Here is a 14,148-nt window from a genome sequence, read left to right on the forward strand (position 1 = left end):
CAGAGCCCCCGAGCCAGGACGAGCGATGAGCCAGGACCCTTCCCCCACCAGCACCGCCGCCCACGCGGTGTTCGACGTCGCCGCCGCCGTGGCGGCCCTGCCCGAGGCTTGTTCCACCATGGTGGCCGACCATCGGTTCGTCGATCAGCCGGCGGCGAGCGCGCGGGTGTTCCGGGTCTATTCGCCGACCCCGCCGCACAGCCACGCCTCCTGCGACGAGTATCTCTACGTGCTCTCGGGCCGCTGCATGATGAAGTTCGCCGACGAGCCCGCCGTCGAGGTCGGGCCGGGCAAGCTGGTGGTGTTCCAGCGCGGCGTGGTGCATTCGGTGCCGGAGATCCTGGAGGAGCCGATGGTGTTCCTCTCCGTCGACACACCCCGCCGCGAACCGCGCGACATCCGCTTCGTCTCGGACGGCACCGGCACGCCCGACACCTTCATGCGCCAATCGCAGCAGGCCCAGCAGCAGTAAGGCACACGCCCTTCCCCTCTCCCCGCCGGGCGGGGAGAGGACGTCGTCCTCCCCTCGTCGGGAGGCGACGTGAGCCCGCCAGGGCGAGGGTGAGGGGGTGTTTTCGGAAGTGTCTCCTTCGGACGCGCCCCCTCACCCTCGGCTGCCGCCTTGCCGCGCTCCCCAACGAGGGGGAGACGCGGCCCTCTCCCCGCGTGCGGGGAGAGGGGAATGCGCGCCGGCCTTCGGGCCGAGCCGCCGCCATCCGATGACGAGCCCCGTCGTCACGAGGGCTCCGGCGAGCAGGTTCAGCAGCCATTGCACCGCATCTCTCGCCGGCGGGTGGCCGACGAGGACCGGCAGGTCGAGGCGGTGGAGCGCCGTGAACAGCCAGCGGTTGACACGGCCCGAACGGTCGAGCCGGTTCAAGATCTCGCCGCTCTGCGGATCGACGTGAAGCCAGGTGGCGGCCGGGTCGGCGAAGCGCAGGCGCAGGATGGGGAGCGTCCCGCTCGTGAGCGGCGACCAGTAGAGATCGTGGGTGTCGAGGCGCTCGACGCCTTCCAGCCTCGCACCCGCCATGGCGAGACCGGCCGCCGCCGCGATCCGGGCGGTCGAGGGTGCGTCTCCGATCACCCGGCCGCCGGTGCGGTCGAGCCCCGTCGCGACCCAATGCCCGCCGATCCGCGCGAGATGCAGGCCGAGAGGAGCACGCGCGCCGATCTCGCGGAGGCTTTCGATCGTGAGGCCGACGGGGCTGTCCGCCCCGGCATAAGCCTCGCGCAGGTCGGCGGGCGGCGCGAGGGAGGTGAACCAGCGGTTCGGGTTCATGGAGAGCCAGCCGCTGAGGATGAAGGTGGTGAGCCCGATCCCGCCGATGAGCCCGGCGAGGTGGTGCCAGCGCGCCATCCCGCGATAGGGCGTGACGCGTCCTCGCGCGTAGCGCCGCCTCAGGCGCAGGCGCCAGATCCCGAGGACGAGGCCGCTGAGCGCCGTGAACGCGGCGATGCCGGAGAGCCACAGCACTACATCGCGCCAGAGGTCGGCGCGGGCGCGCAGCGGCGTGAGATAGACCCAGTGGGTGACGGCGCCGACCCAGTTCCAGCCGCGCTCGAACCGCGTCGTGTCGAGCACGATCTCGCCCGTCCTTTCCGAGACGTAGAGCTCCGTGCCGGCCGCGTCGTTCAAGGCGACCTTGTGGAAGGGTCGCAGGGGATCGTAGCGCGCCGTCACCGTCCATTGGTCGCGCTCGACCTCCTCCACGGACGCGCCGGGACCGGCCCCGGTGAGGCGCCGGGCCGCCTCGCCATCGACCGGCCCGGCCGGTGCGCCGGTTCGCGCCGAGAGGGTGATGCGGCGGCCGTCGCTGGCCGACATCCGGTAGAAAGGCTCGTCCCCGCGCATCTCCAGATCGAGGCTGCGGGGCATGCCCTGCAGCCCGGCGGCGGCCAGGGCCTCGTCCGGCGAGACCGCGACGGCCTCCCACGCCATCGGGCGAAGATGCGCGAGACGCTCCGTCTCCGTGAGGCTCGGGAACGGCACATAGAGCATCACCAGCCCGGAGCCGATCCAGAGGGCGAAGAGCAGCCCGGTGGCGATGCCGAGCCAGCGGTGGCCGAGGACCAGCCACCGCTTTCCTCGTTTCAGCAGGCTCACCACGCGACGCTGTAGGCGACCTCGAACGAGCGTGGTCGCCCGAGGATCCAGTTGGTGCCGATCCCGTCCACGGCGTTGCCGCTGATGGCGTAGGTCGTGTCGAACAGGTTGTAGACGCGAAGGCTCAGGCGCGAGGCCGGGGTGACCTGATGGTCGAGGCCGAGATGGGCGAGGGTGTAGTCGGGCCGCGGCGCGGTGTTGGAGAAGTCGCTGAAGACCCGGCCGACATTCTGGAGCCCGATCCTGGCCTCCCAGTCACGGGCGAAGGCCCAATTGAGCCAGACATTGGCGACGCGCTCGGGCACGTCGATGGGCTGGTTACCCGCATAGGACACCGCCCCCTCCCGGAACTCGTCGTATTGCGCGTGGAGCAGAGCGAGGTTGGCGTCGATGCGCCAGCCATCGGGCAGGCGCAGGGCGAGCGCCCCCTCCACCCCGTGCGAGGATTGCCGGCCGACCTGGGTCGAGACATTGGGCTGGCCCGGCACCGCCGAGATCAGCTTGTCCTTGACGATGCGATAGCCGGCGAGCGTCCATTCGAGGGCGCCGTTCAGCGCGAGGCCCTTGGCACCGACCTCGATCTGCTCGCCGGTGGAGAGGTCGAAATTGGCGTTCGATTGCGACAGGCTGATGAGGCTCCCCACCGGATCGGTAGCGGTGGCGTATTGCACGTAGAGGGCCGAATCCGGCGTCGGGTTGTAGACGAGGCCGAACCGGTAACTCAGGGCCTCGAACGAGCGCGCGAAGGTGTCGCCGGTCTGCAGGTTGCGCCGGTGCAGGGTCGGCGCGTCGAAACGCACGCCGGTGAGGAAGGAGAGTTGGTCGCTGAGGATCAGCCGGTTCTCGGCGAAGACCGAGGCCTGGTTGGTGCTGGTGGCATAGGCCGGGCTGGCGCGGCCATTGGCCGGGAACAAGCCCGGATCGTAATTGAACGGGTCGACGCTGGTGACGAGGACGCCGCCCGCGCTGGAGAAATTGTTGGTGTGGCGGAAATCCACGTGGTTCACGTCGAATCCGATGGCGAACTCGTTGCGGAAGCCGAACACGTTGCCCTTGAAGGCCGCGTCGAAGCGGTTCCCGACCTGCTCCTGTTGGTGGTAGATTTCGGTATAGCTGGACCGGTCGATGAGGCCCGTGCCGCGATTGAAGCTGTATTGCTCGACATCGAGCCAGTGGCGGCGGCTCTGCAGGCGGTAGGCGGTGTTGCGGATGGTGATGTCGGCGCTCGGCGTCCACTCGGTCTTGAGCTGGGTCCAGTTGTCGGACCAGACGATCTTCGCGCCGTCGACATTGTAGTTGTTGTTGCGCAGGGACTGGACGATCCGGCCATCGACCAGCGGCGTGCCCCAGTAGCGGGCGGGCTCCTGGTAGCCGAGATCGTGGCTGAGGGTGACGGCGAGATCGGGGTTCAGCTGGAACAGCAGCGCGCCCGAGACCGCGAGGTTGCGGAAATCCCCGTTCGGGCTGGTCCAGCCGCCGTCGCGGTTGCCGCTGACATTGAGGCGGTAGGCGACCGCATCGCCGATGGGACCGCCGAGATCGACGGCGAGGCGCGCGAGCCCATCCGACCCGGTTGCGGCGCGGGCGGCATGGATCGGCGTGAAGCTCGGCTTCTTCGAGACCACGTTGACCACGCCGCCAATGGCGCCGTCGCCGTAGAGCACGGAGGCCGGGCCGCGCAGCACCTCGATCCGCTCCACGTTCCAGGTATCGAATGGGAAGGTCACGGTACCGGCTCCCACGAACAGCCGCGTGCCGTCATAGAGTTGCTGGATCGAGTTCGGCCCGGCGAAGCCCCGGCTGGAGAAGGCGCCGTTGCCATTGCCGGGTGAGGCGATGGTGGTGATGCCGGTGGCGTTCTGCGTCACCGCCTCGACCACCGTGTTCTGGCCCCGGATACGGGCGGTCTCGCCGCTGATGACATCGATGCTGGCGGGCGTCTCCAGCGGCGTCAGGCCGAGCCGACTGGCGCTGCGGGAGGGGGTCGAGAGGTTGAGCCCGACCGGGTTGGCGCGGGTGAGGCCGACCCCGCTCCCCTCCACGGTGAGTTGGTCGAGGATGACGGCATTCTGGTTGACGGAATCCTGTGCCCGGACCTGACCGGCGAGCAGGGTCGAGCCGAGGAGCGACGCGAGGAGAGCGGTGGCGCGGGCCGGGGATGTCCGCCCGGGCGCGCGGTGGGTGACCTGTCTGGGCATGTTCGTTTTGGCAAACCGAAGTGATCGCTGGCCGAATGCCGCGCCCCCTCTGCTAAATCGTATGTTATAACGTTACAATACAGCGAACCGGGCAAAATGCCTGCGTGCGGGACCGGACGGTCTCGCCGAAGGCATCCTGAGGAGCGATTCTGTAACGGAAGGAACGGGAACGATCGGGCATCGCAGGCAGACGGCAGGCGCGGCTCAGCGCAGTGGCACGTCACCGCGAACGAAGCCGATGCATTCGCGACATGCGAACGCCCCGACACCCCACCAGGACACCCCGCCCGATGCGTTTCGCGTGTGACCACGACTGACGGCAGGTCTCCTGGCTCGCGGGTCGCTGCCCTCTCATCGTCTTCCCAGGTGATCACCCAGTGACGTGTTGATGAAGGACTCGCCGCTTACAGTTGCGGGGGCAGCCGCGGCATCGGACACAAGGTCCTCACCGCGTTCCCTTTTGATCCCCCGAAGAGGAACCGTCATGCTCAAGCTAGTCGAGGCCGGGAGACCGCGTCAACGACGTCACGGCAACAGCCCAAAAGAAAAGCCCCGGATCTTGCGATCCGGGGCCGATCTCATCGGATGCGCGTCGCCTACCAGCGGTAGGTGACGGAGCCCGTGATGCGGCGGCCGTCGCCGTAATTGCAGCCGACATATCCGCCGAGCTGGGCGCAGGTGCCAACATAAACTTTGTCGGCGAGGTTGTTGGCGGCCACCTGGAAGCGCCAGTTGTCGAAGGAATAGCGGATCGACGCATCCATCAGGAAGTAATCCGGCACGCGGATCGTGTTGGCCGTATCGCCGAAGGTGTCGCCGATGTAGCGGACACCGAAGCCGAAGCCGAGGCCGCGGAACAGGCCGGTCTGTACGGTGTAGTCGGCCCAGTTCGAGATCACGATGTTCGGAACCTGGATCGGCCGGTTTCCGGTCGCGTCGGGCAAGGGGAACGGCGGGATGTCCCTGGTCACCCGGGCGTTGAGGGCGGTGAGCGAACTGAGCAGGCGGAACCCTTCGGCGAGTTCAAGGGTCGCCTCGGCCTCGATGCCGTTCACCGTGATCTCGCCGGTCTGGTAATAGGCCTGCTGCAGTGGATCGGTCCCGTCGAAGGTCAGGGCGTTGGTCTTCTTGGTATTGAAGTAGGTCAGCAGGAAGGTGCTGTTCGATCCCGGAGGCTGGAACTTGATGCCGCCCTCGATGGTCTCGCCGATCTCGGGCTTGGCGGGGCCGATCGAATACGTATCCGGCACGGCCGGGACGAATTGGCTCCGAGTGCTCGACTGGATGTAGAACGGCAGCACGTTGAACGAGCGCGCGGCGGCGACGTAGGGCGTCAGGCCGTTGTCGAAGAGATACGACAGTCCGACGCGGCCGCTATAGGACTCCGCATTCTGGGTGACCCCGAAATTGGTCGGGATCGCGTTGGGGACGCCGAAACTGTTCAGCGTCGCACGCACGGCATCCAGGGCAGGGTTCTGCACGTCGGTCTTCGTCTTCACCCAATCGTAGCGGGCGTTGGCGCTGAACAGGAAGCCGTTGCCGAACTTCACCTGATCCTGGGCGTAGATACCGGTCTGCTCCTGCGACAGACGGCTCAGCAACGTTCTCTGGAGAGGTGCAACGCCAGAACCATAGCTCGGGTTGAGGACATCGATCGGGCCGACCAGCGGCGGGGCGATGCCGGTAAAGAGGAAGTTCGGATCGAAGAACGACTGGGTCGGGCCGCCCCTCTGGTCGCTTTTATTCTGGATGTTGCTGTAATCGATGCCGAGCAGGGCGGTGTTCTTGAACCAATCGAACACATGCTCGTGCTGGATCTGCGTGTCGACAGTGAAGACTCCGTAATCCTCGATCCAGGTCTGTGCGGACCGGGCGAGGTTCGAGGGCGAGGCATCGGCCAGCCCCGTCGGGTAGACGCTGTTGTAGTTCGTGCTGGCATGGGCGTAGCGCAGGTTCTGCCGCACCGTCCAGGCGTCATCGAACCGATGCGAGAACTCGTAGCCCGCCATCGCTCGCTCGGCCTTGAAGCGGCTGAAATCGGGCTCGCCGAGGAAGCGGTCGCGCAGGTTGGCCTTCAGCGGGTTCGACCCGTTGGTGTAGTATTGCGGGATCAGGCGGTACTTATCGCCCGCGATGTCCTTCTGGTAACTGCCCAGGAGCGTCAGGCTGGTATCGGCGGAGGGCCGGAACGTGACGGCCGGCGCGATGTAGACCCGGTCGAGATCGACGTAATCGGCCTGGGTGCCGCCGTTCCGCAGGAAGCCGGTGATCCGGTAGAGGATGGTCTTTTCGGGATTGGCCGGGCCGCTCAGGTCGAAGCCGAACTGCTTGCGGTTGTAAGTGCCGTAAGAGCCGTAGATCTCGCGCAACGGCACGTCGAGGGGCTTCTTGCTGACGAAGTTCACGAGTCCGCCCGGATCGTTCAGGCCGTAGAGACCCGAGGTCGGACCGCGCAGGACGTCGATGCGCTCGATCCCGTAGGGCTCCTGCGGGAAGCCGGAGAAGCTCGTGAGCGGCAGGCGCAGACCGTCGCGGTAGACGCCGCGGATGGTCTGGTCGAAGCCGCGGATGATGAGCTGGTCGAAGCGCCCATCATCGCCCTGGGGCGAGGCGTAGACGCCGGCCGTGTAGGCGAGCGCATCGGCGAGGTTCTGCGCGCCACGATCCTCGAGCTGCTTCTGCGTCACCACCGAGATCGATTGCGGGATCTCACGCAGGTTGGCGTTGGATTTCGTGCCCGTGGAACTCCGGGACAGGACATAGGAATTCGCCGCGACGATGCTGTCGTTGGTGCTGCCGCTGCCGACACCGGCGCCCTGCACCGACAAGGTGTCGAGCTGCACCGCCGCCGTGCCGCCCGACGCGGCCTGGGCGAAGGCCTCTCCGCTCCACAGGGCGGGGGCCATGGCGAGCATCGCCACGGTGGAGACGCCGGCCAGACAGCGCAGGCCACTCACGGATTTGTGAGACAACTGGCCGGAGGTGGACAACATGCCATCGGACATAGGGAAGACCTTGATCGTCGGAAATACGGCGCAGACCTGATTGGTGAAGAACGAGATTTCCTTGCCGATGCATCGCGTAGAACGATTCAAAAACAAGCTCGGGTCTCGACAAGACGAATCCACACGGCGTCTTTGTCAGCAAGTCAAAGTTGAGATTTAATGACAAAAGTTGCGGCGGCGTTGCCTAAGAAACACAATCCTTCTTTGGAACAATTCAATTCAAGCGTCGCAAAAAACTTGCCGAAAGACGATCAACGGCGGGCCAGGAGCCACATCAGGAACGGCCCGCCGACGAGGGTCGCCACCAATCCGGCGGGCAGCTGGTAGGGGAAGAACGCCATCCGCCCGACGAAATCCGCCGCGACCATGATGAGCGCGCCCACGATCGCCGCACCGGCGAGTTGCGGCGCCGCGCGGGTGAGGCCGGTCAACCGCGCCATCTGAGGCGCCACGAGGCCGACGAAGCTCAACGGCCCCGCCACCAGGGTCGCCGCGGTGGTGAGGATCGCCGCCAGGACGAGGATGGCGAGGCGGCTGCGGCGAAGGTCGAGCCCGAGCGAGCGGCCGGTGGGAGCGCCGAGGGGTAGCAGATCGAGCCATCGGGTCAGACCGGGAAGGCATGCTGCCCCGAGGGCGAGGATGGCGAGGGCGGCCACGGCATCCTCCGGCGCCACCCGCGCCGTGGAGCCCGCCGTCCACCCGAGCAGCATGACCACGGAAGGATCGCCGCTGATCATCAGGATGGTGAGCAGCGCGCCGAACCCGGTGGTGAGGCCGATGCCGGCCAGCAGCATCTGCTCGGGCGCGGTGTCTGCACGGCGGCCGAGGCTCAGGATCGCCAGGAGGGTCGCGAGCGCCCCGAGGCTGCCGGCGCCCAGCAGCGCCGTCCGGTCCGGCGTGCCGAGGACGATCGTGACCGCGACGAGACCGAGGGCGGCCCCGGAGCTGATTCCGAGCACTTCGGGGCTCGCCAGGGGATTGCCGGTGAGCCGCTGCAGCAGGGTGCCGGCGATGGCCAGCATCGCGCCGGCCGCGAGCGAGGCGGCGATCCGGGGCAGGCGCCAGGGCAGCAGCGCGTCGAGCCCGGCCCCGAGGCTCCAGTGCCAGCCGGCGGGGTCGCGGCCGAGGGTCAGCGCGACGAAGACGAGGAGGACCAGCGACGCCGCTCCCACGAGGACCAGGCGCCAGGGTCGCGCGAGCCGGGCCGAGGCGCCGCCCTCCGGGCGATGCAGTGCGCCGACGCCACGCAGACGCGGCAGCAGCCAGAGCAGCATCGGCACGCCGACGAGGGAGGCCAGCGCCCCCGTCGGCAACTGCGCGACGGGGGCGAGCGCCAGGACCACGGAATCGGTGAGCCAGATCAGGGCCGCCCCGAGCAGGGGCGCGGCGACGAGGCGGTCGCGCAAGGTGCGCGTGCCGGTGAGCCGAACGAGGATCGGCGCGGCGAAACCCACGAAGCCGATGACGCCCACCCCCGCCACCACGAAGCCGCCCAGCGCCACCGCCACGGCCACGGCGAGGAACCGGACCCGGCCGAGGGAGAGCCCGAGGCTCCTGGCGTTCGCCTCGTCGAGATCCAGCACCGCGAGGGGCCGCACCATCAGCGCGACCAGCATGGCGGCCACCGCGAGGCGGGGCGCGAGATAGGCCGGGGCGCTCCAGTCGTTCATGGCGAGGGAGCCCGCGCCCCAGACGAACAGGCCGAACAGCCGCTCCTGATGCAGGATCACGAGGAGGGTCTGGATCGCCCCGCAATAGAGCTCGATCACGAGGCCGGCCAGCAGCAGCGCGAGGGGGGCGAAGCCCTTGGCGCGGCCGAGGGCGAAGACCGCGAGCACCGCCAGGGCGGAGCCCGAGAGCGCCACCGCCTCCCGCCCTTGCGAGAAGAGGCCGGGCGCGAACAGGGAGGCCAGGGCCAGAGCGAGCTGCGCCCCGGCCGAGATGCCCAGCGTCGAGGGCGAGGCGAGGGGATTGCGCAGCACCTGCTGCAGCACCACCCCCGACAGAGCGAGGGCGCCGCCGGCGAGCCAGGCGGTGACGATCCGCGGCAGCACGCTCTCGTGCAGGATCACCTGGGCGATGTCGGTCCAGTCGGGACTCCACAGGGCCTTCAGCGCCGGGCCGAGGGCCATGTCGGCGGTGAGCGTGCGCAGGGTGAGGAGCCCGGCCACGAGTGCCACCGCGCCGATGAGGAGCATCGTCCCGCCGATCCGCGACCGGGGCGGCGCGAGGGCATCGAGGCGGGGCTCGGCCAGATCCACCTCAGCCACGGGGGCAATCCCGCTTGGCGAGACCGGTCATCAGTTCGGCGAAACGCGCGATGGCCGGCAGGCCGCCATAGAACCAGACCGGGGCCACCACGTCGACATGATGCTCGCGCACCGGCGGCAACGTCTGCCAGAGCCGGCTGCCGGCCAGCGCCCTGGCCGCGTCGGATTGAATCGGCCCGATATGGACGATGCGGGCATCGGCCGGGCCGATGGCGAGCTGCTCGATCCCCACCGCCGTGAAGCCGGAGGCGTTGCTGGCGCCGGTCCAGGCATTCGCGATCCGGAGGCGGTCGAGCACGGTCTGGAACAGGCTGGTGCGGCCGTAGACCACGATGTTGCGGTGGTCGACGATCCAGACGAGGTAGGTGGGGTGCCTCTCGGCCGGGCAGGCGCTCGCCGCCGCCTCGGTGAGGATCGCCTCGGTCCGTGCCTCCAGGGCCTTAGCCTCATCGACGCGGCCGAGACGCAGGGCGATGCGCATCGTCTCCGCCTTCGCCCGCTCGTAGGGATCGCCCCCGGCATTGGCGATGGAGACCGCCTCCGTCGGGGCGATGCGCGACAGAAAGCCCCCCTGCGTCGCCACCTGGATCGGGTTGGCGAGGATGAGGTCCGGCTTCAGGCTCGCCAGCACTTCGAGGTTGGGCTCCACCACGAGGCCGAGATCGACCACGCCGTCGGGGAGCGCCGGCGCCACCACGGTCCGGTTGTAGTTCTCGGGCTGCGTCACCGCGACCGGCACGATGCCGAGGCCGAGGAGCAGTTCCACGGCGCTCCAGTCGAGGGCCGCGACGCGCGGCTGGGCGGGCATCTTTTTCTCCGCGCGCGCGGGCAGACAGGCCAGCACGAGGAGGCAGGCCGCCAGACCGACAACGGCCCGTCTAGCGGACATCGACGGCAGCCAGGGCGAGATCCTCGACCTTGCCCTTGGCCTCAGGAGCGAGGCTCGCATCCCGCAGGGCGGGCGTCAGCGCCGCGATGGCGGCGGTGGCGGCGAGGCACAGGCCGCCCCCCGCCGCCATGGCGATCCGCGCCGAGGCGAGATGGGCCGTGGTGCCCGCCTGCATGCCGCCGAGCGCCGGGCCGATCGTCTCCTCCAGCACCCACAGGCTCGACACCCGGCCGAGCATCGCGTCCGGCGTCGCGCGCTGGATCAGGGCCGCGCGCAGGATGCCGGCGAGGCTCGCGGCCGCGCCGAGGGTGGCAAGGCAGAACAGGGCGGGAGCCATGCCCTCGCTGAAGCCCAGCGCGATGCAGGCACAGGCCCAGATCGCCACGCAGGCCACGAGCCAGCGCCCGGCGAACGGGCTCGCGCCGGCCCGGCCCGAGGCCAGGGCGCCGAAGAGCGCGCCGACCGAAGGGGCGGCATAGAGCAGGCCGATGCTGTCGGGCCCTCCGCCGAGCCCGTGCGTCGCGAGTTCGGGCAGCAGCACGTAGGGCACGGCGAAGACCAGGGCGACGAGATCGACGAGGAGCAGGCTCAGCACCAGGGGCGAGCGGGCGATATAGCGCAGCCCCCCCATGAAGCCGGCCTCATCGGCGGCGAGCACGGGAAGGGGCGCTCCGGCGGAGGGGCCGGCGAGCGGCGGCAAGGGGGGCAGGAACCCGAGCACGATCGGCGTGATGCCGGAGATGAGCGCGACGACTCCGTAGCACGCGACGAGCCCCGCGCCGGCGGTGATCGCCCCGGCCAGGAACGGCCCGGCGATGGCGCCCGCCTGCGCCGCGACGGCCGTGAGTGCGGCGGCCCCCGACAGGTGCTCGCGCCCGACCAGCGCCGGGGTGGCGGCCATGATCGCCGGCATGCCGAAGCCGAAGGTCGAGCCGCCGACCACGGCCGCGGCGTAGATCGGCCAGACCATCGGGGCCGCGAGGGCGGCGTTGGCCATGAGGATCAGGATGGTGAGGAGATGGGCCGTGCGCGACCAGACCATGACCGCGCGGCGGTCGTAGCTGTCGGCGAGCCAGCCGCCGACGATGAGCGCCAGCGCCATCGATCCCGCGACGGCGGCGTTGAGGAACGCCACCTGCAGCGACGAGGCGGTGAGGGCGTACATCTGCAGGCTCACGGCGACGCCGAGCACCCCGAAGGCGAGGAACGAGGCGGCCCGCGCCGCATAGAGCAGCTGGAACCCGCGGCTCGCCCGCAGGGGAGACAGGTCGAGCATCATGGTGCCATGCCGCCTCGGATGACGCTCTTTGACATCACGCTTCAGTCCTCGTCCTTGGCGTCTTCGTCGGCGCCGCGCCGCCAATAGGCCACGGCGAGATGCTGGTCACGGGTGAGGCCACAGGTCTTGCGCCAATGCGCCCGCAGGGCCTTGAACGCGTCGAATTCCGAGCCGGCCCAGGCGAAGACCGTGCGATCCTCCGGGAACGGGATCGCCCGGACCGCATCCGCCAGGAGCGTGGTCGTGCCGGGCGCTGCGCCGTTGCGGTGGAGCCAGCGCAGCTCCACCCCCTCCGGCCGGTCGAGCGCCTGTTCGTCGGCCGGCCCATCGACCTCGATCACCGCGACCCCGCCGACATGGCGGGGCAGCCGCCCGAGGATGCGGCCGATGGCCGGCAGGCCGGTCTCGTCGGCGGCGAGACAATACCACTCCGCCGCGCCGGCGCTGCGGCCGCCGGGGCCGAGCAGGCCGACCACGTCCCCGGCCTTGGCGCGCTTGGCGAAGGAGGCGCCGGGTCCGGCGTCGTGGTGCATGACGAAGTCGATGTCGATCTCGCCCGCAGCCACATCGATACGGCGGATCGTGTAGGTCCGCATGGAGGGCGCGCCCTCCCCCTGCGGCCAGACCGGGATGCCGTCGATTCCCGGCACGGGCCATTGCGGCGCGTGGCCCTCGGGCGGGATGATGACGTGCACATGCATGTCGAACGCGTCGTAGCGCGCCAGATCCGTGCCGACGAAGGTGATCCGGCGCATATGCGGCGTGAGATCGACCACGCGCCGAACCGTCACCTCGCGCAGGCTCGGAATGGTCTCGTCGGCGCAGCCGTCGCCGGTCCAGACGATGGAGGCGTCCGTGGCGCCGGGAAGCTCCTGGAGATGCGAGGCGAGCATGAACTTGACGACGGCGAGGGAGGTCTCGTCGGTCGCCTCCGCCTTCAGGGCGAGCAGGCCCTCGGCGGCCACGAGAGTGCCGGTGCCGACATCGAACTCGACCCGCCCGCGTCCCGGCTCGTGGAGCACGGGGATGTCGTGTTCGAGGAAATGCTCGCACAGGTCCGCGATGTATCGCCCGGCATCGGCGAGGCGCACCTGGGCTTCGGAAGCCATGGCTGTCACGGGGTGTTCTCCACGATGGCGGGACGGCGCGAAGTCTGGCCGCGGATCGGCTGGTGGCTGTAAACGAGGACGGACGGACACACAACGCAAAACAAGGCGACTGATTTCATCGAAGCGCACCGGATCGATTATTTATAGTTGATAGAAAAACGACCATCATCAAGAATGCTTTCCGCGCTTTTGTCGCCGTGTCTTTGCAACCCGGCAAAGAACCGATTCGATTTTGCGATCCCGCCTCCGTGATCGCGACGCCCGCAACAGGCAGGCTAAGAATTTTACCCGCCGTCAGCACAGGCGCGAACACGCTCCGTCTAAAGAGACATTCGACCCCACCTTTTATCGCTACATTGTCAAAGACAAAATATTGATCGACGAAACATCGACAAAACTGGGCGATCTCCCATATCGGTACTCGCCCGGAACCTGACTCTGGCCAGAAACAGGACGGGCCAAGTCTTGCCGCCATCGAGCCGAAACGGGAGAATGCATGAACGATGTCGATTTTCGCAAGATGCTCAATGCCCATTGCCTGATGCAGGCGGGCTGCTACGTCTCGGACATCGAAACCGCGCCTGATGGCGGGCGCTATCTCTGGTCGAACGCGATTCCGGAGCCGGGTTTCAACGTCGGCGTCGAGACCACCGACCTGGCCTGGGTCCGCGCGACCTCCGCGCGGCGCGGCCGGCTCGCGGCCCTCCTCGTCAACCAGAACAGAGACGGGGACGGGGACGGGGACGCGCTCAGCGCCCATCCGGACTTGCAGGCCGCCTTCCCGACCCGCTGGATGCTGGGCGATTGCCGGGACGTGCAGGCGCCGGTCATGCCGGAGGGGCTGACCCTCGCGACGGAGGCGGCGGCGGCTCCCGGCGAGGGCTACCTGTCGGTCTGCGGCGGCCTCTACGACGATGTGGGCGTGAACGCGATCGCCGAGGCGGTCTTCCTGCCGGTGCTGCGCGATGCCCGGCCCGTCGAGGGGGTCGAGACGCGCCACCTCACCGTGAGCGCGGATGGGGTTCCGGTGGCCTGCGCCTCGGTCTACCGGGCAGGCTGGCTTGCCGGGCTCTACAATGTCGGCAGCCTCGCGACGCGGCGCGGGCACGGCCTCGGCGCCCTGGTCACGCGGGCGGCGATGGCGAGCGCCCGACAGGCCGGCGCGGAGACGGTGATGCTCCAATGCGTGGCCGGCGGCCATGTGGAACGGCTCTATGCCGGCCTCGGCTTCACCGTGGCGGCGAGCCCGACGCTGATGGTGTTCTCGGATGGCGACGCGTCCGCAGGATGA

At 68.9% G+C, this 14,148-nt stretch carries 9 protein-coding genes and 1 riboswitch; of the genes, 2 read left to right on the plus strand and 7 right to left on the minus strand.

Annotation, left to right across the window (positions count from 1 at the left end; all coding sequences use genetic code 11):
• Window positions 1-25: 25 nt before the first annotated feature.
• Window positions 26-472: a cupin domain-containing protein gene (locus A3OM_RS0120395; RefSeq protein ID WP_018045638.1), complete on the plus strand. Its 447-nt coding sequence runs from the start codon at window positions 26-28 to the stop codon at window positions 470-472.
• A 132-nt stretch (window positions 473-604) separates the two neighbouring features.
• On the opposite strand, the gene A3OM_RS0120400 is transcribed toward A3OM_RS0120395, so the two are convergent.
• The 7 genes from A3OM_RS0120400 to A3OM_RS0120430 all read right to left on the minus strand — a co-directional run bounded on the left by A3OM_RS0120400 (window position 605) and on the right by A3OM_RS0120430 (window position 12,857).
• Complete coding sequence (locus tag A3OM_RS0120400) at window positions 605-2,110, minus strand: PepSY domain-containing protein (RefSeq protein WP_018045639.1); 1,506 nt, start codon at window positions 2,108-2,110, stop codon at window positions 605-607.
• A complete protein-coding gene (locus tag A3OM_RS0120405; protein ID WP_018045640.1) occupies window positions 2,104-4,305 on the minus strand; it encodes a TonB-dependent receptor in 2,202 nt (733 codons plus the stop codon). Before A3OM_RS0120405 ends, A3OM_RS0120400 begins: the two co-directional genes overlap by 7 nt.
• A 300-nt stretch (window positions 4,306-4,605) precedes the next feature.
• Window positions 4,606-4,804, minus strand: a riboswitch (cobalamin riboswitch).
• A 97-nt stretch (window positions 4,805-4,901) separates the two neighbouring features.
• Window positions 4,902-7,298: a TonB-dependent siderophore receptor gene (locus tag A3OM_RS0120410; RefSeq protein ID WP_157196519.1), complete on the minus strand. Its 2,397-nt coding sequence runs from the start codon at window positions 7,296-7,298 to the stop codon at window positions 4,902-4,904.
• A gap of 263 nt (window positions 7,299-7,561) precedes the next feature.
• Complete coding sequence (fhuB, locus tag A3OM_RS0120415) at window positions 7,562-9,580, minus strand: Fe(3+)-hydroxamate ABC transporter permease FhuB (protein WP_018045642.1); 2,019 nt, start codon at window positions 9,578-9,580, stop codon at window positions 7,562-7,564.
• Window positions 9,573-10,388 (minus strand): ABC transporter substrate-binding protein, encoded by an 816-nt coding sequence (locus A3OM_RS0120420; RefSeq protein ID WP_245257812.1) that lies wholly within the window; start codon window positions 10,386-10,388, stop codon window positions 9,573-9,575. The genes fhuB and A3OM_RS0120420 overlap by 8 nt, the downstream gene beginning before the upstream one ends.
• Window positions 10,389-10,458: 70 nt before the next feature.
• On the minus strand, window positions 10,459-11,748 hold the full coding sequence (locus A3OM_RS0120425; RefSeq protein ID WP_018045644.1) for an MFS transporter: 1,290 nt from the start codon (window positions 11,746-11,748) through the stop codon (window positions 10,459-10,461).
• Window positions 11,749-11,789: 41 nt separating this feature from the next.
• Window positions 11,790-12,857, minus strand: a complete 1,068-nt coding sequence (locus A3OM_RS0120430) for a siderophore-interacting protein (RefSeq protein ID WP_018045645.1) — start codon at window positions 12,855-12,857, stop codon at window positions 11,790-11,792.
• 496 nt (window positions 12,858-13,353) lie between these two features.
• On the opposite strand from A3OM_RS0120430, the gene A3OM_RS0120435 reads away from it, so the two are divergent.
• Entirely contained in the window at window positions 13,354-14,148 is a 795-nt protein-coding gene (locus A3OM_RS0120435) for a GNAT family N-acetyltransferase (protein WP_018045646.1), read from the plus strand.

The sequence above is a fragment of the Methylobacterium sp. 88A genome, from assembly GCF_000376345.1.
GTDB classification, from domain to species: domain Bacteria; phylum Pseudomonadota; class Alphaproteobacteria; order Rhizobiales; family Beijerinckiaceae; genus Methylobacterium; species Methylobacterium bullatum.